Origin of the sequence: Streptomyces tailanensis (genome assembly GCF_008386495.1) — a bacterium.
GTDB lineage: Bacteria > Actinomycetota > Actinomycetes > Streptomycetales > Streptomycetaceae > Streptomyces > Streptomyces tailanensis.
The window spans coordinates 23,321-45,996 of sequence record NZ_VTHJ01000025.1 but is presented as its reverse complement, the minus strand read 5'-3'; the positions used below and the strand labels follow the sequence as shown (position 1 = coordinate 45,996).

Below are 22,676 nucleotides of genomic sequence, written 5' to 3'. Positions count from 1 at the left end.
GTGAACGTCACCACGCGACCGCCGGGACGAACACGGCTCAGGCCCTCGCCGCGAACCCCAGGAACCCCACGAACCGCGACCACTCCTCGCGCCCGACGGCGAAGTGAGGTCGCGTCACATCCTTGGAGTCCCGTACGAGATGACCTGTTCGGTGACGGCGACCTCCACACAGTCGTCGCCTGCACTGCCGCTGTAGCTGGACTTGAACCAGGCGAGTTCCGTCGTGCTCATGGTCTACGCCGACCCCTCCCGTATGGTCCCTGGCCCCCTGCCAGGCTCCTACCCTGCTGCAACCTCGCGGCGTTCGATGGAGTGACCATGAACGGGCGCAGAGTCGCCAGGGCACACCGCGCCGGTCACCCCACACCTTCGTGCTGCGGATCCTGGGCCTGTTCGCGCCCGGTACCGGCAGGCGCCGGGCGGACACCCGCCCCGCCGGGCAGACCCCCGCGCGTATGCCGGAGGCGCCCCGCCCGTCTGCGCCGTGGCCTCCGGTGCGGCGGTCGCCGTACGGCCTCGAAGAACCGCTCCCCGGCGAGGCGACGGCCGTGGTCCGACCGTATGTCGTTCTCGCTGAGCGGGAGTGTGAGCGGACGCGGCAGCGGCAGCGCCGTGTCGCCATGCTCTTGGCCGCCGACTTCGGCATCGACCTCGACCGGCATGTGATCGGCGCTGAGGCGGTGGCCCGATGAGCGAGCGCAGCGAGCGTTCCGAGACGGCCCCGGGTGGGACGCGTGCGCCGGTGCGTATGTGTGTGCGCTGCTGCGCGATCACCGATACGCCGGTCGTCGTCTCCGAGGTGCACCAGGGCTCCGGTCCCGGCTTCACGGTGTACGCGTGCCGGGAGTGCGCTCCGCACTTCCCGCGCGTGCCGGATGTGTTGTCGCTGCCGCCCGCATCCCGCCGCAGCGGTCGCGAGCGGTGAGCGGTGAGCGGCGGGCGCACGGTGAGGGTGCCGGCCCTCGACCACGGCCCGGTGCGCGAGGCGTACCGTCAGACGCGCGACGCGCCCCGGCCCGCAGCGGTCGGTCTCCTGCCGATGCGGCGCTCCCCGCGCGCCTGCCACACATCGGGGGGCGAGCGATGAACGCCGGAACTCCTCCCGAACCGGGCAAGTCCCGCATGACCATCAGCACCTACCGCCTCGATGGCGACGGGCGCCGGGTCGGCGTGGCGGAGCCGACCGCGTACGCCCCCGACACGGGCACGCCGCACGCTCCACCGTCGGTACGGCGGACGTCCAACGCCTGCGTCAGCAGGTCACGGCGGCCTGACAAGGGCAGATCCCTCCTGATGCCGTCCCCCGACCCGACCGAGACACGACGAACGGCGCCTTGCCCGCGCTCCCTGAAGGAGGAGCTGCCGGGTCGTCTTGGCGGGCGCCGTTTGCGGACAACCGTGCCCTGATCCAAGTGGACCTGCAGGGACCGCTCCACGCGATCAAGAACGTCGTCAACCGGTTCAACCCGCAAGTCGACGGCACGCGCCGAAGGTACCGAGAGCGTCATCTTCCTGATGATCGGGATCATACGGGCCGGGATCCTGATGACAGTCTCGCCGGACGGGATCGGCGCCCTCGCCGGGGACAACGCGTCGCATGTCGCGGTCGTCTCGTCGTCGGCCTGGTAGCTCTGGATCAGCAGATCGTCCGTGTTGGTGGCGAAAGGTTCGCCGGGAGCGGGCGCGGGCGGTGCCGAGCCGGCGGGAGTTGGCCGTGCGGCACGGAGTTGAGCCAGCCGACATTGGCGAGGATCGAGCGTTCACCCCCGGTGTGAACGCTGGGGCCTTCTTCAGGAGTCCCGGTACGAGTTTCTGCCGCGCGTTTCGCCGGGCGTGCCGGGTGACCGTGTCGGGGGCCGGTGGCTGCGGGGGGACGTTGGGGTGTCAGGTCTCCTGGTGCCCGCTCAGAACAGTGCCAGGCCCTCGCCGCTGGTGTCCGCGATGACTGGCCGGGACTGGGCGGGGAGGCCGTCCACGCGGTCAGGACCGGCCGCGGCGGCCACGGCAGGGGCCGTCTCGGCCAACCAGACGCGAAACCGCTCGACGGCTTCTCGGTAGGGGACTCGCGCCAGGACACGGTGCTCGCCGGAGGGGCAGCAGTCGACGGCGACAGTGAGCAGGCAGGAACGGGGCGCGTTCTGACTGCCCGTCCAGGACACGCGCAGGACACCGCAGGGTGTGCGCCCGCGGGGGGCTCGATGGGTCGGGCGCAGCGATCGGCAGGCTATGTGGGCGGTCCATGCGGCGAGGTGCGGCAGGGGCAGGGTGGTGCGGGCGCGGCAGCCGGGGCAGCGGTGCCAGTGGCGGAGCCAGTCGTCGGTGTCGGTGTGGAAGAGGCGTGTGTAGCGGTTCGCCACCCGGATGTCGTTGCTGTACAGGTGGTCGGGACGTTCCAGTGTGTTGCAGGACTGGCAGACGGGGGCGCGGACGTAGCCGTGTTCGTGGCAGTGGTCGAGGACTGCGGCGGGCGCGCCGCGGCAGACGGCGCACGCCCACCCGGCCACCCTGCGGGAGGTACCCGGCTTCCTGCTGAGCACCGAGTACAGCTGGCCTTCCAGCTCTGCGTTGTACGGGCGCGGTGAGGCGGTGGGACCCTCGGGGCTCGTCGTCTGCCGACCGTCGACGTCTCGCCGACCGTCGGCGTCTCGGGCCCGCCGGGGGTGGGAGGGCGGCCCGGTGGCGGCTGCGCCTGCCCGGCGGGTCCGCGCGGCTTGCACCCACCGCGCTTCGGCGTGCTCGGCCGCGTCGAGCAGCCTGACCACGGCGCGCGGCAGCCACCACGTCCGCTGCGTCCCGTCGCGGGTCTGCTCCACGAGCATCTGTCGCCAGTCGATCCCCGCCAGATGGTACGGCCGGCCGACTTCACGTCGTGCTGCCCGCTCGGGGCCGCTCAGCTCCCGCAGTTCCCCCGTGATGCGCCGGCGCCAACGCAGCGGCGTCTCCTCGTCGCACTCCTGCCTCGGCGCCCCACGAAACGGACCGATGCGGACCAGGTCCTGCCGGTCCATCCCCACCGCGTTCAGTTCCGCGGCCGCCCGGCGCACCTCACCCTCCGGGACACTCCACTGACCGCCGCTCGCCCTCACCGTCGCCACCACATGGCCGCCGAGCAGGACGTACCCCACCCGGGCATGGGCAGGAGAGCAGGTGAATGCCCCAGAAGCCGTCGGCACAGCACTGTCGGCCGTCAGATCGACCCACAGAGCGTCCGCGGCACCCAGGGTGATCAGGCCGTCCGTGCGACCGGGCATGACACGCTCCGACATGCCCACAGGCTAACGGCGCCGACGCGGCAACGGGCTTCCAGGCGCCGACCACTGGGGCGTGGAGCCGTACCCGCCGAGCGGCAAGACCGCCTGGGCCGAGATCGACAGCCCCGAAGTGAGGACCGCCCCAGCAATCGGATGAGCTGGACGGACAAGGCCGCGGGCACTCGTTCCGCCTCGCGGGTGGTTGCCGCTCTCGCCTGTGGAGCCTGGTGCGGTCACCCCGAGGACGGGGCAGTGCCGGAGCCCTGCGGCGGCGACTACGCCGGCCGATACACGGCCTGGTCCGGGTCCGGCCTCACGATCACACCGTCCTCAGCGAGCTCGCGCAGGTTGCGGCGGGCCTCCTTGCCCGCGGCTTCGTCGTCCGCCGGCCGGTACCCGGCGACTCGTAGAGCCAGTACGGCACGTTCGGTGTCCCAGGTGCCTCCCAGCACCTGGATCACCGCGGCGAGCGCCTGCTTGTGCGTCAGCGGCTTCTCGGTCATCTCACCCTCCCCTTCCGAAAACCGCCACAGCATGACACACGGCGGCAGAGCTCCTCCTGGCCGGATCAGCTCAGAAGCGGAACCCGAAGAGACCGCCTTCCTCGCTCTCATCCGTCAGCCGTCGCTCGATGATGCGGTGCTCGACACTGAAGCCGCGCTCACAGTCCGCGGAGACCTGGGCAGCGCCTCGACCTTCCGACCCGATCTCCTGCTCAGCCTTCCAGGACTTCCAAGACACGACACGGCACATCGCACGCTGCTGCCCGTGGACGCCAAGTACAGGCGTTACGACCGCCACGGCGTGAGCGCGGCCGACGTCCACCAGCTCCTGACCTACAGCAGCGGCTACGCGTCCGCCGACGCCCCGACGGCCGTCATCGTCCATCCCCAACCGGGCAGTCACGCCCGGCGAGCCCTCCAGGTGCGCGGCCCCAAAGGCCTGTTGGGCATCGTCCACGTCCTCGGTGTCAACACCCGCAGCACGCCCGAGCAGGCGATGGCGTGGATCGGCGCAGTACTCCGCTGACCATCACACGCTGCCCGGTCGGCGACAGCAGCCGTGGGCGGTGAGGCGCCTGAGGGACGGTCGGCTCGGTAGATCGGTCGGCCGAGCGACGCATTTCCATTCCGGGCAAGACACCCGAACACATGTACACACACCGGCCAGTCGGGAATTCACATAAGCCTGTTGACGTCGCCAACGGGCTTCCGTCATGCTCGAATTGACAACGGCTCACGGTCCCCTCGCATCGCCTTGGGCACGCCCGCCACAGCCATCCCGAGCACCCAAGGAATCCGAGCCATGAGCGACACCAGCCTCAGTGACCTGCTCTGACCGCCGCCACGCCTGAACCACGCCGCCCTTCCCCGTACACGTGAGGAGCAGCACGATGGACGCCCGCCGCTACCGCATGGTGGTCACCAGCCGGACCGATTACGTGCGGACCGGTGCACTCGTCGACGAGCAGTTGCGCCACTGGCTCGCCCAACCGCCCAAGCGCTACAACGTCGATGCCTTCGCCGAGGGCCGCAACGAGATAGCCCGCGGAGTCACCCTCGACCACGACTCCGTCACGGGTGTCACCGGCGCCTACGGACGATGGCGGCTCCGGGAGACCGCGCCCGGCGGCACCTGGCAGACCACCGTCGTGACGCGGCAGATCGCCGACGGGCCGACCTGGGTCCAGCTCGACGTCGAGCACCTCCCCGACGACGCCGAGGCGGCCCCCGTGCCCGCCAAGACGCCCCGGCTCGCGAAACACCTGCTGGAGGCGCTCGACGCACACGACGGTCTGGCGGACGTGACGGCCATGCCCCAAGTGGTCGAGGCGGAGGATGTCGAGGCGGTCATAGACGAACTGTGCGACGCCGGGCGACGCCTTCCCGTCGTCATGGCGAGCACACCGAACGACGTCGACTTCGACGCCTGGTTGGAGGGAACGGTCGACCCTCTCGTCCGACCCCTGGTCGGGTTGGCGATCCTCTACGTGCTCACCCCGGGAGCCGAGTCGGTCTTCAACCGGGCGTTGGAACACCACCGCGTGTACAACGGAGGGATCCGCACCTACCTGCCCGGCGTCGACCCGGCCTGGCCCGCCGACGGCCAGCGGCACCGTGTGATGTCGAAACGGCTGATCACCGAGAACCCACGGCTGGCCGCCCGCATCCTGAACCAGCTCCCTCAGGGACTCGCCACCCGACTGCCGCTGCCCGACGCCCTGGATTCCGTGCCACTCATGCGCACACGGGCCAGGGACGGGGTCGGCGGCTCCGAACAGGAACGGCTGCGCGACGAGAACGACGCCCTGCACGAGATCCTGGAGGAGGCGGCACGCGAACAGCGCGTCAGAGCCGACGAGATCAGTGACCTCAAGCGGGAACTGCGTCAGGCGGAGAACAACGAGGCCCAGGTCGTCGTCGACTACGACGAGCAGTACAAGGAACTCCACCGGGCCAAGGCGCAGATACGGGAACTGCAGAGAGAACTCTTGAGGCTGGGCGCCGCCGAGCAGGCGTACGCGACGGTGGACCCCTCGGTGAACGCGCCCACGTCCTTCGCCGAGATCCTGGACCGGATCGTCGACATGCGACGCGTCCACTTCAGCGGCCGGCGCAAGTACACCCTGGAACTCGACGACCAGGCGTACGGCTCGTCCTGGGTCCGCATGGCCTGGGACGCCCTGCTGGCACTCCAGGACTTCGCGGAAGCCGTCGCGAGCGGCAAGGCGAACAGCGACTTCAAGCAGTGGTGTGCGGACGCGCCCGAGGGAGCGCACGTCATCTCCCCCCGCAAGGTCGTCAGGGACGAGTCGAAGTCCGTGAAGGCGAACGGTGACTGGAGCCGGGCACGGACGTTCCCCGTGCCCCGCCACGTGCATCCGGGCGGCAAGCTGTTCATGGGCGCCCACCTGCGGATCGGCGGAGGCAACACCATCGCGCCACGCCTGCACTACTACGACGGAGCCTGTACCGATCACGGAATCTACGTCGGCTACATGGGCCCGCATCTGACCAACACCATGACCTGAGGCGTCCACCCGCAACGACCGCCGCGCCCCGGCCGACAGTCCGACCCCAGGCCATACGAGTCCAGGCCCGGACCGGGCCCGGCCCAGTCCGTACCCGAGGAGCACAGAGCCACGTGAACCCTTACAACACCCTTTCCCCGCCGCACCTTTGGTGGAAGACCACCCCCGCCGTGCTCGGGCTCCTCGCTCTTGTCGCCCTGCTCGGCGCGTTCAGCTTCGGGCTCGGCTTCATCGTGATGATCGCCGCCATGGTGGCGGTGTGGGTGCTGCCGCCCTGGCGCCGGTTCGCCAAGATCGGCGCGACGTTCGGAGCCTTCCTTCTGCTGACGGTCGGCGCAGGCCTGGGCGGGCAGCTCGACGAGAGCAGCACGAAGCAGCCCGACGCAAAGGCACGCGAAGACAGCAAAGCAAGCGCCGAGGCCGCGTCGTCCCCGACCCCCGCGAAGGTCGTCAAGGCCGCCAACTACACCGGCAAGCCACTCGACGAGGCGGAGAAGCTGGCGCGCTCCGCAGGCTTCACCACTGGTCACCACGACGCGGCCGAGGATGACCGCTCGATCATCATGCGGTCCGGATGGACGGTGTGCTTCCAGGAGGCCGACACGACCGCGAAGGCCCTCGACTTCGCGGCCGTCAAGAGCGACGAACCGTGCCCCGAGAAGGACGGCGGCCCACTCCCGTGGCCGAAGATGCCGGACGTCGTCGGCGCCACCTACAACGCGGCGACCAAGGATCTGAAGCAGGCTGGCATCGGCCTCGACAGCGTCACGCTCGACGACGTCTACCTCGACATCGGCACTCCCACCGCCGAGGAGGCCGCCGAGGACGGCGACGAGTGGCGGGTGTGCTTCCAGTCCCCGGACGAGGGAACCAAGGTCACTTCTACCACCACGGTCAGCCTCGACCTGGGCCGGTGGAGCGACGCCGACCTCGTTCAGGAATGCCCGAAGGCGAAGGGCACGACTTACAAGATCCCGGCCAACGACCCCGATTACGAGAGCGACAACAGCACCGGCGAGGAGGACGGTTCGACAGGCGGCAGTTCCTCCTCCTCATCCGGCGGCTCCACCGGCGGCGGCAGCGTCGGCACCGTCCACCCCGGCTCGTACTGTTCTCCGCAAGGCGCGACCGGCGTAACCAACAAGGGAACCCCCATGGTCTGCGGCCCCGGCTCCGACGGCCGCAACCGCTGGCGCTCCTCCTGACCCCGCACGACCCCAGAAACGGTAGGGCATCGTTACCCCACCGATCACAGTCGAAATGGAGAACCTCAGTGAGCACTTACGCCGACCCACTCGTCGACGGTGCAACCCTGATGAGCGCGTACGAGGGGCAGGTATGGGACACGCTCAACGAGCACTGGCAGCGCCGCAACAACCGCCGTGGTCTGCCGAACTGGGCGAGCGCCGCGCTCTGTCGCACCGGTGAGGTCGCAGGAAACGCCGTGAGACGGGTTACAGACGCTGTGCCAGAGGCAGTCACGGAACCTATCCGTCGCGCAGGCGACGCGGTCGCCACACGGCCCTGCAACCAGCGCTCGGAGCCGCGACAGCGCTGCTCGAGCTGGTCAACGACTTGGCCGCGCCGACGCCCAGCGGTACTGCCAGACCCGATTCCTGTGCGACAAGTACGGGCTGCCGCTGCCGGCCGCACTGGCGACCGACCGGGACGACGACCCCCGGACCGACGCCACGTAAGTGATGGCCGCTGGGTCCACGATGCAGCCTCTGCGGGTCCCCACTTGCGGGCGAGCACCCGTGCCCCGTCAGGTCGTGCTTCGGCGTCCCGTGAGACGTGCGCTTGGGAGAACGCGACAGAGGGCAAGGAATCCCAGTCGTATGGGCACAGCACCCCGAACACGATCTTTACGGCCATGCCGGCTCCAGCCGCTACACATGAGCAGCACCGGTGCTCACCGTATGTGGTCGTACGGGTTTGACTGATGGCCGATTTGGACTGTGCTCCTGCCGCGTTTCGAAGGTCAGGCGGCCCTCACCCGGGTTGGGTGCGGTCACCCGTTCCAGACGATGTTGCAGATGTAGAGGGACTCGTGTCGAGGGACCGCGAGGAACTGAATGAAGCCGCGCCCACCGGGGATGGGGACGTTCCTCAACCCGCCGGGTCTGTCCTCCGGCCTGCTGCCCGCCGTTTCCGCGTCGGTCCCGAGTGCGGCGAGCTCGGTGGCGATCCGCTCCACCTCAGCGTCACGCCGGCAGGGAGCCCAGCGGTCAGGTATTCCTCACTCGGGTTGTAGTCCCACTTCCAGTCGGTCACAGCCCGGCCTCGGCCTCCGCGTCAGCGTGGATCTTCCTGATCTCCGCGATGGCGTCCGCCGGATCCTCGACACCGGCGCTCACGACCTCCTCCAGATGCCGCAGGCGTGTGGCACGTGAGGGGTACCGCTGGATCGCGACGAACACAGCCCACGTGTGAACGAAGGTGCGCAGCGGCGCGAGGGACTGGGTTTGCTGAGCACTGGTGGTCGCGTCGACGAGATCACGAACGAAAGCCTGCATACGGCTCGGTGTCAGTCGCTCGACCGCGACACGCAGCGCATCGGGGGTGAGGGAGGCGTCGTGGTCCCCCCTTCCGCAGGGCGCAGGACTCCTCGGTCAGCCCCTCCGACACTTCCACCCGTCAGCAGGAAATCGCGGTAAAGACATTGCGTGAGGCCGTACTGGACCGCTGGAACGGCGCGCGGCCCCGACGAACCGGAACGGGTCGGTCTCCGACCAACACCCTCGGCGACGTTCACTGCCCGAGGCCGACCGGCCCATGTCCGAAACCTCGGCAACTCCTTTGAACGGGCGATCAGAGAGCTTACGCTCGGCCAAACGATCACGCCTTGCCCCAGTCTCCCGGCCTGCCCACTCGCCCGTCCGCGACAGGAGCGTCCCCCTTGTCCTTCCCGACCAGTGACATGCTCAGCGCCTTCAGCAGGCACATGCACTTCCAGAGCCTGGAGCGTGCTCTGTGCGAGCGCCACCCCGAGTTGGCCGACCGGGTCCGCTTCGACGACTCGAACGGACGGATGCTCCTGAAGGTCGCTCTGTCTGGCAGGCAGGCAGGCAGTCGGGCTGGCCAACGTCCGGATGGGGCACACCATTGTCTGGGCGATCGTGGATCCTGACCTGGACAGTGACCCGTCCGTCTGGCCTGTCCGCACGCCCGACGTGGTCCTCATCGACGCCCTGCACGCCGTGGCCTCGGCTCACCTGGCCGGCGAGCCGGTGCCCTCACCGTGGCGCTGGCATGAGAGCCAGCCCTCCGAGATGACCGGGCTGGCCGACCTGCTCGACGCGCAAGGGGTGCGGGTGCGGCGCGTGGCGGTGGACAACGGGTATTTCCCCTACGGGCCGCGCTACGAGCCGAAGCTCGACTTCATGGACAGCGGACGCGGTGGTTCCGTCCTGGAGGCCGAGTTCCCCGAGGTTTTCGTCCGTGTATCGCTCAAGCCTGCCCTCGGGTGGATGGTGGACGTGCACAGCCCGCTCTGGGACGGCTGGGGCCGAGTCGAGCTCGACTGGTGTCTAAGAGGCCGATCATCTGCCGTACCGGGCATGCCGCGCGCGAGCGTTTCAGTGCGGGAGATCGCCGAGTTGCTGTGCCAGGGGTGGGAGGCGTGGGACGTCGAGTCGACGTGGGAGCCTCCACGGCCCGCCACGCCGCACTCCCCCGAGTCGATATTCGCGCTTCAGGAGCCGCTGTTCGCGGACATCCCGGTTGAGGTCGCTGCGCCGAACTGGTTCGCGGGTTTCGCCAAGCTCTGGAACGACGGAGGCGAGGACGGGACACGACCCGGTCGGTCTCGTACGCCGTGTGCGTCCGAGATCGCGGAAGCGGTCCTTCACCAGCTCAGGGACTTCGGCTTCGGGGACCTCAGCGAAGGCGACGCCGACACACCCATCGAGTCCGACACGTTCCACATCGCGTGGCACAGCGGCCGCAGGCCCCTGTCGACCTCGGAGGTCCAGAGGCTCAACGGCATGGCCGCGGCGGCCGGCGAGGACGTGCCCAAGCGGCTGATAGTGATCACAGGTACGGGCCTCACCCGCCCGGCTTCCGACTTTGCGAACCACGCCAAAGCGTTCGCGTTCTATCTGGACCGCACGTCCGGCGGGCTGTTCGCCGAGAACACCCGCGCCCACGAGGCACTTCTGCCCACCAAGGACCCGGTCCGGAGAGGCCTCGATCCCTGGTGACCCGACCGTTGTCAGTGGCAGCCCCTATCGTTCTCGGTGACTGCGCTGCGTACGAGTGGGGGAGTGGTGACGGTGACCGAGGACGACACGTCCTATCCGGAGTTCCGGCTGCGGCTGCCGAACGGTGGCCCCGAGGCACGCGGACGACTGCTGACCGAGAAGGGGACGAACGGAAGCCAGAAGTTCATCGTCCTGGCCGGCTCCCCCGGCCGCTCCGAGGTGGTGCCCTCGTTCCCGGTCCGCATGCCGTCGTCGTACCGGTTGAGGCAACGCCTGCTCGACGAGGGGATCCTCACGAAGTCGGCCGCCTGGCCCGGATGGCTGGAGACGACGCAGGACGTCGAGTGCAACTCGCCGTCGGCCGCAGCCGAGATCCTGGTCTGTCGCAGCGCCAACGGATGGCTGGAGTGGAAGACCGCCGACGGTCATCCGCTCTCCGACTATCTCGATCAGGTGTGGTGGGGCCCCAACCGTGTCTGGCTGGTGCGTGGCTCCAATGTCTCCGGGCTCGACCTCGTCCAGCGCCTGTGGCTGCCCGAGGGTCTGGTCACCCTGCGGGCCCGACACCTGCGACAAGGGGTCGAACAGGGCATCAGCAAGGACCGGCTGCGGACCGCAGTCGAGGAGGACTACGCCTCCACTGCGACGTACAACCAGAAGGTCCAGCTGGTCGAGGAGCTGCATATGTTCCTCTCCCGGATGCGCCCCGGCGACACCATGTGCACCATCTCCGGCGGTCGTCTCTACGTCGGCAAGATCACCGGTGAGGCAGAGCAGCTCGCCTCGGACGACGGCAGGTCCGATCTGCGCCGACCGGTGGACTGGGCGGAGGAGGGGCACGCGTACGAGGACCTGCCCGAGGCGCTCCAGCAAAAGCTCTCCGCCCAGCACGACGTGGTCGATCTGTCCGCGGTGAAGGACCTCGTCGACGGCCTCGGGATAAGCGACGAGGACCTGATCGAGGAGGCCGAGGCCGCCGACAGGGACCTCAGCGTGGCGATCCCCGCGCTCGCCGCCCGCCGTGAACTGGAGCTGCCCGAGCCGACGGACGAACTCGCCGCCGAGCTTCTCGTGCACGACGCCGACTGGCTGCGTGAAGTCCGTGATCTGTTGTGGGACGAGCGGCAGTTGGTGCTGTACGGGCCGCCGGGCACCGGCAAGACGTACCTGGCGCTGAAGCTCGCCGAGTTCCTCGGCGGCGGACCCGAGCAGGTCAAGCTCGTGCAGTTCCATCCGTCGTACGCGTATGAGGACTTCTTCGAGGGCTTCCGGCCCCAGGAGGACCCGCAGACGAGGGAGGTCGCGTTTCGGCTCACCGCGGGCCCGCTGCGCGAACTCGCCGACCTGGCCTCCCGTGAGGGTAACCGGCACATCCCGCACTTCCTGATCATCGACGAGATCAACCGTGCCAACCTGGCGAAGGTCTTCGGCGAGCTGTACTTCCTGTTGGAGTACCGCAACAAGTCTGTGCGGCTGACGTACTCGGGCGACGACTTCGCGCTGCCGCCGAACCTGTTCGTGATCGGCACGATGAACACCGCCGACCGTTCGATCGCCCTCGTGGACGCGGCGATGCGCCGCCGGTTCGCCTTCGTCGAGCTGTCCCCGCGTACGGAGCCGACGAGCGGTCTGCTGCGCCGCTGGCTGGCGAAGGAGGGCAAGGACAGCGAGCCCGCCGATCTGCTCGACGCGCTCAACTCCCGTATCGACGACGCCGACTTCCGCATAGGGCCCTCGTATCTGATGAAGCGGGGTGTCTACCGGGAAGGTGGTCTGGAGCGGACCTGGCGGACGAAGATCCTGCCGCTGCTGGAGGAACACCACTACGGGGAGGGTGTGGACATCGAGAAACGGTACGGGCTGGCCGCGCTGCGGGAGTCGCTGGGGTGACGTCCGCCGCGGAAGCCGTGAACCCTGTCGGTCCCGTCGAGTTGGTGGAGCACGCGCCGGCCGTCCGCAAGGCCCTCCCCGGCCCCGTCGGCCGCGCGCTCGCCGCCGCCGACATTGTGGACGCGACACCCGACCCGTACGCGCCGGGGCACTGGTCTCTGCGGGCGGGCAGCAAGGTCGGGGCGATGGCCGTGACCGTACCGGGTGGCGGCGAGCCGGTCACCGTGCGCGTCACGCCCAAGGTGCCCATCGTCCGTCTCTTCTTCCTGCTCGGCTACAGCCTTGATCCGAAGGGGAGCTGGCGGGACGGCGACGTAGACGTGGCCGAGCACCGCGATCTGCTGCCCGCGCTCGCCCACGCGGTGGAGCGGCAGGTGGACCGGGCCCTGCGGCAAGGACTGCTGCAGGGGTACCGGGCGACCGAGGAGACCGCTCTCGTCGTACGCGGACGGCTCCAGGAGGCCGAGCAGATACGACGCCGCTTCGGGGCGACGCTGCCGGTGGAGGTGGCGTACGACGAGTTCACCACCGACATCGCGGAGAACCGCATCCTGCGTACGGCCGTCGAGCGTCTCCTACGGCTGCCCGGCGTCCCGCGCGACGTGCGCCGCAGGCTGCTCCACCAGCGCGCTCGCCTGGCCGCCGTCACGGCGATCGTGCGCGGGCAGCCGCTTCCCGACTGGCGGCCCTCCCGCCTCAACGCCCGGTACCACCACTCCCTGCACCTCGCCCGTGCGGTCATCGACGGTATCTCCGCCGAGCACAAGCCCGGCGGGCTGCGCATCGACGGGTTCCTGTTCGACATGAACAAGCTCTTCGAGGACTTTGTGACGGTCGCCTTGCGGGAGGCCTTCCCAGGCACGGGCTCGGGTCACACCGCGCGGCTCCAGGACCCGCACCACCTCGACGAGGCCGCCGTGATCCGGATGAAGCCGGACTTCGTGCTGTACGGGCCGGACGGCACCCCGTGCGCGGTGGCCGACGCCAAGTACAAGGCAGAGAAACGGGGCGGCTACCCGGACGCCGACCTGTACCAGATGCTGGCGTACTGCACCGCGCTCGGCCTGCGCGAGGGACACCTGCTGTACGCGAAGGGCAACGCCCCGCACGCCGCCCATGAAGTGCGCCATGCGGGAATCCTCATCCATCAGCACGCCCTCGACCTGGACCAGGAACCGGCCGGGCTGCTCACGGAAATCGAGGAGGTCGCCCTCCGGTTGGTGAACACCCCGCGCATATGATCGACTGCGGAGTGTCCGTCCGGGTGGGGAGTTCACATCGTGCCACAGCTCGCGTTCGCCAACAGCTTCTGGGAGAGCTACGACGTCCTGGAGAAGCCCGTCAGGGCCGGCGTGCGCAAGGCGATGCAGAAGTTCCAGCAGCTCACCGTACCCGAACTGCATTCGGACAAAGGGCTGCACCTGGAGTCCGTGGAGAACTCCCGCGACCCGCGAATGCGGACGATCCGCATCAACGACTTCTGGCGGGGTGTGGTCCTCGCACCGGACGACGGCAGCGATGTGTTCCTGCTCGTCAACGTCGTCCGGCATGACGACGCGTACACGTGGGCGGCCAGGCGCCTGTACACGACGAACTCCGCGACGCGGGCGCTGGAAGTCCGCAACGTGGTCGCCATCGAGCAGCTGACCCCGGCCCTGGAGAAGGCGGCGGCCGCCGCACCCTCGCTGCTGTTCACGAAGTACTCCGACACCGTGCTGCGCGAACTGGGCATCGACGACCAGGTACTCAGAGCCGTGCGGACCATTGTCGACAAGCCGCAGCTGGAGGCGTTCGGCACACTGCTGCCCGAGGACCAGTTCGAGGTGTTGCAGTACCTCGCGGAGGGGTTCGGCGCAGAAGAAGTCTACCGGGACGTGGTGGCCGTGCGGCGGCCGGTCGACGCGGGCCCCGACCCGGACGAGAGCCTGGCCGTCGCCATCGCCAACACCACCAGCCGTATCACCCTGGTCACCGGCCCGGAGGAACTCGCCGACATCCTGGAGAAGCCGTTCGCGGCCTGGCGGGTGTTCCTGCACCCGTCGCAGCGCCGGGTCGCCTACCGGGTGTCGTACGGCGGACCGGTGCAGATGACGGGCGGTCCGGGCACGGGCAAGACGGTCGCGGCCCTGCACCGGGTCAAACACCTTCTCACGCGTTCCCCTGACGCCCGCATCCTGCTCACCACGTACACCAACGCGCTGGCCTCCTCCCTTCGCGAGAACCTGTCCCTGCTCCTCGACGGCGACGAGTCTCTGCTCGGTCGAGTGGACGTGACCACGGTCAACGCCTACGCGCACGGTGTCGTGACCCGCCTCGACGGCAGGGCGCCTTCTCCCATCAATGACCGGGAGGAACGGCAGTTGTGGGAGCGCATCGTCAAGAAACTCGGGCTGCCGTGGACGGAGCAGTTCCTGGCCCAGGAGTACCGGCACGTCATCCTCGCTCAGAATCTGCAGACGCTGGAGGCCTACCGGACCGCCTCCCGGCGCGGTCGCGGCAGCGCGCTGCCGTCGGCGCGCCGCGAGCAGCTGTGGCCCGCTGTCGAGCTGTTCGAGACGATGCTCCGCGAACAGCGAGCCACCACGCACCTCAAGGTGTGCGCGCGTGCGGCGGACCTGCTGGGCGGCTCGACGCCCACCCACGACCACGTCGTGGTCGACGAGGCGCAGGACCTGCACCCCGCCCAGTGGCGCGTGTTGCGCGGCGCGGTGACGCCCGGCAGCGACGACCTGTTCATCACGGGCGACCCGCACCAGCGGATCTACGACTCGAAGGTGTCGCTCGGCTCACTGGGCATCTCGGTAACCGGGCGCACCCATCGTCTGCGCATCAACTACCGGAGTACGGAAGAGATCCTCGGCTGGTCGACCGGCATTCTGAGCCCGGTGACGATCGACGACCTGGGTGGCGAGGGCAGCGACAGTCTGGCCGGCTACCGCTCGCTGCTGCACGGCCGCAGACCGCATGTGGACGGGTACGGCTCCGAGCAGGCGGAGGTCGCGGCGCTCGTCGGCCGTGTCCAGGACTGGATCGCCCAGGGCATCCGGCCGTCGGAGATCGGCGTGTGTGCCCGCTTCAACGTCCTGCTCGACAAGGTCCGCGACAAGCTCGCCGCGGCCAAGGTCCCGGTCGTCCGGGTCAGGGACAACCCCGGGCCGAGCGTGGACGGGGTCCGGCTGGCCACCATGCACGCCATGAAGGGGCTGGAATTCCGCTGCGTCGCCGTCCTGGGGGTGACGGCGAGCGCCGTACCGTTCGCCCGTGAGGTGACACCGGCCTCCGTGGACGCGCTCCAGCACGACTCGGACCTGTTGCGGGAGCGGTGCCTGCTCTTCGTGGCGTGCACGCGGGCGCGGGAAGCGTTGGCCGTCTCGTGGAGCGGGGTCGCCAGCCCGTTCGTACCGCAGCCGAACTGACAGACCAGGCATGGCAGATGACTGACCGTCAGCTCCCCGGAGTGAGAGATCCGTTCCCCAGCCCGTCCCGCGCCAGGGCCGCCGCCTCCCGGCTGAGCTCGGCCACCCTCCGCGCCCGCTCCTCGAACTCCTGAAGCGCTCGGAAGGCGGCTCCGAACCGGCGCTGTTCGGCGATGTCCATCTGAGGGATGCGGGCGCCCTTGCCGTCGAGCCGGAAGGTGCCACTCGTACTCGTGGAGCGCCGGGTGTTCACCGCGCTGCGCAGAAAACCCTGGAGGTAGTCGGTGTCGAGCTGATCGCTGACCGAGACCGGTTCCGGATCGCCGTATTCGACGAGCCCGGCGCGGGCGAGGTCGGCGACGCTGACGGAGGGCCCGTCCGCAACGTCGGGGCCCTCGCCCGCGGTCAGTGTCGGCAACAGCTCGGTCAGCAGCCGTACTTGCTCCGTCAACTCCCGCCGTAGGTTCTCGTATTCGGCCGCGTAGTCACGATGGGACTCCTCGACATGACGGCCAGGGGTGAGGTCCACGGTGTCGTCCAACAGGTCGATCAGCGGCACATCCGCCACTTGGTCGGAGCCGGGTTCCCATGAGCCGTCGGGATCGCTCGCGGTCAGGTCGACCATGTGGACAGTGCTCGCCGTGTCGCCGAGAGTCTGCGGGCGGCGCAGGTGCCAGAGGTGGACGGGGAGAGCGTGCGAGGACGCGGTGCCGGGCGGGAGAGCGGTGACCCGGGTGAGGATGCCGCGCCGTACGAGTTCGGCGCGGATGCGGCGGCCGGCCTTGCGGTAGGCCACCGAAGCCGGCATGACCATGAGAACGCGGCCGCCGGGCGCGGTGTGCGCGTACGCGTGTTGCAGCCAGGCGAGTTCGCCTTCGGCCCGCGAGGGGGTGCCGAGTTCCCATCGGGAGTCGAGCAGCAGTTCCTCACGGCCCCAGTCCGTGTCGCCGACGGGCGGGTCACAGACGACGAGGTCGGCCTTGAGGTCCGCCCAGCGGTCGTCACGCAAGGAGTCGCCCGTGGCGATGTCGACGCCGCCGCGTCCGGTGAGATCGGCGCGCAGTTGCGCGAAGGACGCGCTGCGGGCGTCGGACTCCTGGCCGTATCGCCTGGGCCCGCGTTCCGGTCCTACGGCCAGCAACAGCGTGCCGATACCGCAGGCTGGGTCGAAGAGGGTCGCATCGGTCGACACCTCACCCGCGAAGTGCCGCACGGCACGGACCACGCGCGGTGGTGTGACCTGGTCGGATCCGGCCCGGCGCACGGAGTCGGTGAAGCGTTCGGCGAGGTCATGGACGACTTCAGTCGCGGACTCGCTCGCGGCAAGACGCCGCGCCAGCCCGACGGCGTCCTCCGGCAGCCCGGTCGGCATCTCCCCCTCGGCCTTGGCGAGGCACTGCGCGACGTCAGCGAGGGCGCCGACCATGTCGTCGCCGTACGCCCCGCGCAGCGCCTGCCACAGTTGGACCTTCTCCGAGACGTCCTTCCCCTTGCGCTGTCTGTCCAGCCATGCCTGCACTTCGGCCAGGTCGAAGAGCGGGCTGTTGGCTCCGCCGCCCGCAGGGGCAGGAAAGTCGTCGTACCGCCGCCTCCAGTTGGAGACCGCGGCACGGGTGACGCCTGCGAGCCGGGCGATCTCTGCGCCGGTGACCAGTGCGCTGACGGGAGCCGCAGGGATGTCTGCCATACCCACCACCGTACACAGCACAGTCGCCCGACCTCAACGAGACACTTTGTTGACATCGTCAACAAGAGGACGTGCAGGTCGCATACGGACCGTGAATGGGCCCATACTTCTTGCGCGGAGTCGGGTCGTCCGGCGCCCTCCCCCGTGTCGGACAGACTCGCACCGGCGACCGTCCCCCCGGGCGGTCACCGGCGCGAGTGGCTTCACGGTGCGGGTGTCAGGACTTGCACTCGGGGACGTCTTCCAGCCAGGCCGGGCCCTTGATGTAGATGTTGGTGACCCAGGCCTTGTAGTCGGGGAGGTAGGACCAGACGTCGTTCTTGTAGCCGTCGGACTCGACCATCTCGGAGTGCTTCTGGCACTCGACGCGGATCGTGGTGGAACCGGGGAAGGCGTAGACGCGGGCGGCCTTGAGGAACGGCTCGGCCTTGGTCCAGACGGCGGTGCCCCAGGTCTGGTGGATGTGACCGGTGACCTGGCCGGTGTTGACGCGGACGGCGCCGTAGTAGGTGCCGTTCAGGCGCACGTCGCTGACCATGAGCTTGGTGCCGGACTCCTTGGCCTCGACCATCTTGCCGGCGCCGAGGTAGATGGCGATGTGGTGCAGGTCCTTCGAGGTGCCCCAGGTCAGCAGGTCGCCGGGGAGCAGCGGGGCGAGGCCCTGGGCGGCGGTGAAGCGTTCGGCGGCACGGTGTGTGTAGTGCTGCTGGCCGACGACGCCGTTGAGGATGTCCGAGCCGGTGGCCTCGGCGTAGGCGTGGCGGACCAGACCGGAGCAGTCGAAGCCCCGCCGCTCGGGGTCGTGCTTGCTGTCCTCCGGGTCGCTGGGGTCCACCTGCCCGTAGGTGGGGCCGGGTTGGGCGCCGTGGCCGCCGCCCCAGGTGTACCAGGTGCCGGCGTCGACCTCGGCGCAGGCGGCGGCGATCGCTCTCTCGGCGGCCGCCGAGGCGCCCGGCGCGAGGACGCCGCATTCGCCGGCGGCGGCCGCCGGCGCCGCGGTGGCCGTGGACACCGGCGCCCAGAAGAGGAAGACGGACAACGCGATCAGTGTGCGGATGAGTCCGGTCCGGCGCTCCATGCCGGGACCCCCGTTTCGTAGTCGGTGCCGACGTGTGTGGAGTGGTCGAGCAGCAGCCTGCTGGGCGTACGCCCCGCTCGTCGAGGTCCAGGTGTCGCCCCACCGAATCGGGCAACCGGGAAACATCTGGGAAACCCCCTCCGAACAGGGCAGTTGGCCCTCAGCCGCGGGGACAGGCCGTTCCCGCCGAGAGGGGCACCCCGGGCAGCAGTGACTCGCGTTCGTCGGGGCCGAGGTCGGCGCGCAGCCGGCAGATCTCCGCCAGCCGGGTCCCGGGGTCGAGGTCCCACAGCCGTACGGTGCCGTCGGTGCTGCTGCTCGCCACCGTCCGCCCGTCCGGGGCGAAGTCCACACCCCAGACGGCGTTCGTGTGGCCCGTGAGCATCGCCCAGGGCCGCCGTCCGGCGACGTCCCACAGGCGCACCGTACGGTCGTTGCCGCTGCTGGCGAGGGTTCGGCCGTCGGGGCTGAAGGCGATGGCCCGGGCGGAGCCGGTGTGGCCGGTGAGGGCGGCCTCGAAGCGGCGTTCGCGGACGTCCCACAGGCGTACGGTGCCGTCGTTGCCGCTGCTGGCGAGGGTTCGGCCGTCGGGGCTGAACGCGACGCCCCGTACCGCGCCGGTGTGTCCGGTGAGGGCGGTCAGCGGGCGGTGCGTGGAGACGTCCCAGAGCCGTACGGTCAGGTCGTCGCCGGCGCTGGCCAGAGTGCGGCCGTCGGGGCTGAACGCAACATCGTTGGCGTAGTCCTCGTGGCCGTCGAGGGTGGCGAGCCCCCGGCGTGAGGAGACGTCCCAGAGGCGGACCGTGTTGTCCGCGCCGACCGAGGACAGGGTCCGGCCGTCCGGGGCGAAGGCCACCGAGAAGACCTCCCCCTCATGGCCCGTCAGCTTCGCCAGGGGCTCGCGTTTCGTCACGTTCCACAGACGGACGGTGCCGTCGGAGCTCGCCGAGGCCAGGATCTTGCCGTCCGGGGAGAAGGCGACGGAGAAGACCGTTTCGGTGTGCCCCTCGAACTGCTTCAGGAGGCTGCGTTTCGCCGTGTCCCACAGCCGCACGGTGTGATCGGCGTCGGCGCTGGCCAGCAGTTTCCCGTCGCGGCTGTACGCGACCTGCCAGACCTCGGTGAACGGACGTGCCGTCAGCACCTGGCCGCCGAGGTCCCAGAGGACCACGGACTGGTCGAAGCCGGCCGTGGCCAGCAGGGTACCGTCGGAGTTCACGGCCACCCCGAGGACGTAGTCGGTGTGCCCGGCGAGGACGACGGTCTGCCTGCCGCTGCGCACGTCCCACAGCCGGGTCGTTCCGTCGCCGACCGCGCCGGCGACCGTCGTGCCGTCGGGTGTGTAGGCGACGGCGTTGATGTCGTCGCTGCTCCCGGCGAAGGTCGCCGTCAAACTGCCCCCGCGCACGTTCCACAGCCGTACGGTCCGGTCGATCCCCCCGGAGGCAACGCTCCGCCCGTCGGGGGAGAACGCGGCGCCGAGCACCTCGTCGGTGTGTCCCTTGAGCACGGCGAGCGGGCGGGCGCGGTCGGTGTCCCAGAGCCGTACGGTCCGGTCGGCGCCGGCGGAGACCAGGGTGCGGCCGTCGGGCGAGTGGTGCAGCGCGTTGAGTCTTCCCTCGTGGCCGGGGAGCGAGGCGGTCAGCCGGGGTGTGCGCCCGGTGTCCCAGAGTTCGACCGTTCCGTCGGCGGTCGCGACGGCGAGCGCGCCGCCTCGGGGGTCGAAGGACACCACCCGGGCGCCCTTGGTGCTCGCCGCGAGCACCGCCTTCCGCTGGTGGTCGGCCACGCCCCACAGGCTCACCGGCCCGTCCGTCGACGTCACCGCGACCGTACGGCTGTCGGAGCTGAAGGCGACCGAGCGCACGCGCCCGGGGACGGTGAACTCGGCGAGCCTCCGGTGGCCTTCGGCGACGCTCCGCAGGGTGACGGTGCCGTCGGAGCTGGCCGTCGCCAGCAACCGGTCGTCCGGCGAGAATGCCACCCAGTTGACAGGCCCCCGGTGTCCGCCGAGCCGGGCGGAGAAGGGCTGCGACTGGGTGCTGAGCAGGGCGCCGCGCGCCTCGGCGGTGGTGTCGGCCCGGTAGGCCTCCTCCGCGAGCAGCATCGACGCCTCCGGCTGGCCCCCCGCGAGGGACGCGGACCGTACGGCGAGTGCCTGGGAACGGGCGACGCGTTCCTGGTCGAGGGCGCCCTCGCGCTGCTGGTAGGCGAGCCCCCCGGCGGTGACGGCGAGCCCCAGCAGGACGGCGAGCGTGGCGAGCATGGACTGCCGCAGCCGGACCTGACGTACGGTCTGCTTCCGGCGGGCGTCCTCCTCGGCCTGGCTGGCCCTCAGGAAGGCCTCCTCGCCGGGTGCGAGCCTGCGCCGGCCGTCCGACTCGTCGGCCCAGGTCCGTACGGTGTCCAGCCGGGTGCCCCGGTAGAGGGCGGACGGGTCGCGGTTCTCGCGCTCCCATTCGCCGGCCGCGTGGGCCAGTTGCTGGTGCAGCAGCAGTCCGGCCCGGTCGGCGTGGATCCAGTCGCGCAGCCGGGGCCAGGCATGCAGCAGGGCCTCGTGGGTGATCTCGACGGTGTCGCTGTCCATGGTGATGAGCCGAGCCCGGACGAAGGCGTCGAGCGCGGCGGCGGCCCCGTCGGCGTCGGCGAGTTGGGCCATGAGGGCGACCCGGCTCATCCGACGGCGGGTCGCCCCGGCTCCGTCCGCGACGAACACCAGCCGGGACAGGATGCGGCGGATGGTCCGCTGCTCAGCCGGGTACAGCCGCGCGAACACGTTCTCGGCGGTGCGCGCGACCGCGCCCTGGATGCCGCCCGCCCGCTCGTACCCGTCGACGGTCAGCGCGGTCCCCTCGCGCCGCTGCCAGGTGGCGAGCAGTGCGTGGGAGACGAGGGGGAGCGCGCCGGAGGGCGTCTCGTCGGCGCCGATCCCCATGTCCTGCTGTGACATGCCCGGTTCGTCGCGCAGCCCGGCGTCGCGCAGAAGCAGCGGGACGAGGCCGGGTTCGAGGGTGATCCCGGCGAGTTCCGCCGGGCGTGTGATCGATTCCCGCAGCTCGGCCACGGACATCGGGGACAGGACGAACAACCCGTCGGTGAAGACCGGGGCCAGTTCGGGGAGTTCCAGACAGCTGCCGGTGAAGTCGGCGCGTACGCCGAGCACCACGACGGCCGGATCGTGCGCGCTCTCCTCCGGCCGGGAGGTCGCCAGGGCGCTCAACACCCGGACGAAGGAGCGACGTTCGTCCTCGTCGGAGCAGAGGGTGAACAACTCCTCGAACTGGTCGACGATCAGCACCGGTCGAGGGTGCGGTGGCCGCCGCCCCTCAGGGCCCGGCGGCGGCTCGTCCGATCTGACGCGTACGGCGTCGAGCAGCGCGTCGGGGTTCTCCCGCACGTCGTCCACGGTGATGCCGAGGTCGCTGCCCAGCGCCTTGGCGGTGCGCTCCAGCAGTTCGTCCAGCGGCCGTGAGGTGGGGGTGAGCGTCACCACCGGCCATCGGTCGGCCCCGGCCATCGGGAGGTCGCCGCGTCGGAGGGCCGGTACGAGACCGGCGTTGAGCAGGGACGACTTGCCCGCGCCCGACGGGGCGACGAGCATCAGCGGTCCGCTGCCGACCCGTTCGAAGATCCGCTCCACCAGTGCGGCCGTCGCCCGCTCCCGGCCGAAGAACCATTCCGCGTCCTGCGGGGTGAACGCCGACAGGCCGCGGTAGGGACACGAACACGCCTCGCCGGACTGCTGCTCGGAGGGTGCCGAGACATCGCCGTCGGAGGGCTGCGCCTGCTCCACCAGCCGCAGCAACTCCCCCTCGGCACACAGGACTTGGTCACAGAGGCGGGCGACGTCGACGGTCGCGCGCTTCGTGCCGGTCTCGATCTTGCTGAGGTAGCCCTTGCTGTAGTGCGTCTGCCGGGCGAGGTCGGTGAGCGACAGGCCGCGTTCCTGCCGGAGTCTTCTCAGTTGCGCGGGGAAGGAGTGCGTGGTCGGCGCATTCCGGTTCCGTTCGTTCCGGTGGTCTGCTTCGTCTCCGAGCTGCGGGTCCCCCATAGGTGTCCCCCAAGGCAGTACGGGCCGTGATACGGCGGATGCCAAAGGTTACTGGTGGGGTGGTAAGGAC

The 22,676-nt window shown here is 70.0% G+C and carries 17 protein-coding genes and 1 pseudogene; 9 read left to right on the top strand and 9 right to left on the bottom strand.

Annotated elements, in window-relative coordinates:
- Window positions 1-37: 37 nt before the first annotated feature.
- Window positions 38-231, bottom strand: a pseudogene (locus tag F3T56_RS21325) (DUF397 domain-containing protein).
- A 140-nt stretch (window positions 232-371) separates the two neighbouring features.
- Between F3T56_RS21325 and F3T56_RS21320 the strand changes: the two are divergent.
- Window positions 372-692, top strand: coding sequence for a hypothetical protein (locus F3T56_RS21320; RefSeq protein ID WP_149826792.1), 321 nt, complete (start codon window positions 372-374; stop codon window positions 690-692).
- Complete coding sequence (locus tag F3T56_RS21315) at window positions 689-925, top strand: hypothetical protein (protein WP_149826791.1); 237 nt, start codon at window positions 689-691, stop codon at window positions 923-925. The genes F3T56_RS21320 and F3T56_RS21315 overlap by 4 nt, the downstream gene beginning before the upstream one ends.
- Before the next feature lie 979 nt (window positions 926-1,904).
- Here the strand turns inward: F3T56_RS21315 and F3T56_RS21305 are convergent.
- The 3 genes from F3T56_RS21305 to F3T56_RS48010 form a co-directional block, all read right to left on the bottom strand.
- A complete protein-coding gene (locus tag F3T56_RS21305; protein WP_149826789.1) occupies window positions 1,905-3,266 on the bottom strand; it encodes an endonuclease domain-containing protein in 1,362 nt (453 codons plus the stop codon).
- Between the two features lie 260 nt (window positions 3,267-3,526).
- Window positions 3,527-3,754 carry a hypothetical protein gene (locus F3T56_RS21300; RefSeq protein WP_172639057.1) on the bottom strand — a complete coding sequence of 76 codons (228 nt, stop codon included), beginning with the start codon at window positions 3,752-3,754 and terminating at the stop codon, window positions 3,527-3,529.
- Between the two features lie 70 nt (window positions 3,755-3,824).
- A complete protein-coding gene (locus tag F3T56_RS48010) occupies window positions 3,825-3,992 on the bottom strand; it encodes a hypothetical protein (protein ID WP_246203741.1) in 168 nt (55 codons plus the stop codon).
- Between the two features lie 27 nt (window positions 3,993-4,019).
- Here F3T56_RS48010 and F3T56_RS48005 point away from each other — a divergent pair, with 27 nt between their 5' ends.
- The 3 genes from F3T56_RS48005 to F3T56_RS21285 all read left to right on the top strand — a co-directional run bounded on the left by F3T56_RS48005 (window position 4,020) and on the right by F3T56_RS21285 (window position 7,487).
- Window positions 4,020-4,280: an McrC family protein gene (locus F3T56_RS48005; RefSeq protein ID WP_246203740.1), complete on the top strand. Its 261-nt coding sequence runs from the start codon at window positions 4,020-4,022 to the stop codon at window positions 4,278-4,280.
- A 364-nt stretch (window positions 4,281-4,644) separates the two neighbouring features.
- On the top strand, window positions 4,645-6,282 hold the full coding sequence (locus F3T56_RS21290) for a hypothetical protein (protein ID WP_149826787.1): 1,638 nt from the start codon (window positions 4,645-4,647) through the stop codon (window positions 6,280-6,282).
- Between the two features lie 113 nt (window positions 6,283-6,395).
- Window positions 6,396-7,487 carry a PASTA domain-containing protein gene (locus F3T56_RS21285; RefSeq protein WP_172639056.1) on the top strand — a complete coding sequence of 364 codons (1,092 nt, stop codon included), beginning with the start codon at window positions 6,396-6,398 and terminating at the stop codon, window positions 7,485-7,487.
- 806 nt (window positions 7,488-8,293) lie between these two features.
- Here the strand turns inward: F3T56_RS21285 and F3T56_RS21275 are convergent.
- Window positions 8,294-8,479 carry a hypothetical protein gene (locus F3T56_RS21275; protein WP_246203739.1) on the bottom strand — a complete coding sequence of 62 codons (186 nt, stop codon included), beginning with the start codon at window positions 8,477-8,479 and terminating at the stop codon, window positions 8,294-8,296.
- Window positions 8,480-8,552: 73 nt separating this feature from the next.
- Complete coding sequence (locus F3T56_RS21270) at window positions 8,553-8,834, bottom strand: DUF6247 family protein (protein ID WP_342786967.1); 282 nt, start codon at window positions 8,832-8,834, stop codon at window positions 8,553-8,555.
- 540 nt (window positions 8,835-9,374) lie between these two features.
- Here F3T56_RS21270 and F3T56_RS48000 point away from each other — a divergent pair.
- The 4 genes from F3T56_RS48000 (at window position 9,375) to F3T56_RS21250 (ending at window position 15,790) form a co-directional block, all read left to right on the top strand.
- Window positions 9,375-10,484, top strand: a complete 1,110-nt coding sequence (locus F3T56_RS48000) for a hypothetical protein (RefSeq protein WP_246203738.1) — start codon at window positions 9,375-9,377, stop codon at window positions 10,482-10,484.
- Window positions 10,485-10,547: 63 nt separating this feature from the next.
- The gene (locus tag F3T56_RS21260) at window positions 10,548-12,374 is read left to right on the top strand and encodes a DUF4357 domain-containing protein (protein WP_425473596.1); all 1,827 of its coding nucleotides are present in this window, start codon (window positions 10,548-10,550) and stop codon (window positions 12,372-12,374) included.
- Entirely contained in the window at window positions 12,371-13,615 is a 1,245-nt protein-coding gene (locus F3T56_RS21255; RefSeq protein WP_149826784.1) for an McrC family protein, read from the top strand. Before F3T56_RS21260 ends, F3T56_RS21255 begins: the two co-directional genes overlap by 4 nt.
- 39 nt (window positions 13,616-13,654) lie before the next feature.
- Window positions 13,655-15,790 (top strand): UvrD-helicase domain-containing protein, encoded by a 2,136-nt coding sequence (locus F3T56_RS21250; RefSeq protein WP_149826783.1) that lies wholly within the window; start codon window positions 13,655-13,657, stop codon window positions 15,788-15,790.
- A gap of 28 nt (window positions 15,791-15,818) precedes the next feature.
- Here the strand turns inward: F3T56_RS21250 and F3T56_RS21245 are convergent, their stop codons facing one another.
- The 3 genes from F3T56_RS21245 to F3T56_RS21235 all read right to left on the bottom strand — a co-directional run bounded on the left by F3T56_RS21245 (window position 15,819) and on the right by F3T56_RS21235 (window position 22,606).
- On the bottom strand, window positions 15,819-17,477 hold the full coding sequence (locus F3T56_RS21245) for an N-6 DNA methylase (RefSeq protein WP_149826782.1): 1,659 nt from the start codon (window positions 17,475-17,477) through the stop codon (window positions 15,819-15,821).
- A 217-nt stretch (window positions 17,478-17,694) separates the two neighbouring features.
- Window positions 17,695-18,555 (bottom strand): C40 family peptidase, encoded by an 861-nt coding sequence (locus F3T56_RS21240; protein WP_149826781.1) that lies wholly within the window; start codon window positions 18,553-18,555, stop codon window positions 17,695-17,697.
- Window positions 18,556-18,715: 160 nt separating this feature from the next.
- On the bottom strand, window positions 18,716-22,606 hold the full coding sequence (locus tag F3T56_RS21235) for an nSTAND1 domain-containing NTPase (protein ID WP_149826780.1): 3,891 nt from the start codon (window positions 22,604-22,606) through the stop codon (window positions 18,716-18,718).
- Between the last annotated feature and the right edge of the window lie 70 nt (window positions 22,607-22,676).

Bases quoted from the DNA above. Each gene is read 5' to 3' on its own strand.
- F3T56_RS48000 (WP_246203738.1), top strand. From the start codon at position 9,375: ATGGGGCACACCATTGTCTGGGCGATCGTGGATCCTGACCTGGACAGT.
- F3T56_RS21300 (WP_172639057.1), bottom strand. From the start codon at position 3,754: ATGACCGAGAAGCCGCTGACGCACAAGCAGGCGCTCGCCGCGGTGATC.
- F3T56_RS21240 (WP_149826781.1), bottom strand. From the start codon at position 18,555: ATGGAGCGCCGGACCGGACTCATCCGCACACTGATCGCGTTGTCCGTC.
- F3T56_RS21235 (WP_149826780.1), bottom strand. From the start codon at position 22,606: ATGGGGGACCCGCAGCTCGGAGACGAAGCAGACCACCGGAACGAACGG.
- F3T56_RS21305 (WP_149826789.1), bottom strand. From the start codon at position 3,266: ATGTCGGAGCGTGTCATGCCCGGTCGCACGGACGGCCTGATCACCCTG.
- F3T56_RS21290 (WP_149826787.1), top strand. From the start codon at position 4,645: ATGGACGCCCGCCGCTACCGCATGGTGGTCACCAGCCGGACCGATTAC.
- F3T56_RS21315 (WP_149826791.1), top strand. From the start codon at position 689: ATGAGCGAGCGCAGCGAGCGTTCCGAGACGGCCCCGGGTGGGACGCGT.
- F3T56_RS21245 (WP_149826782.1), bottom strand. From the start codon at position 17,477: ATGGCAGACATCCCTGCGGCTCCCGTCAGCGCACTGGTCACCGGCGCA.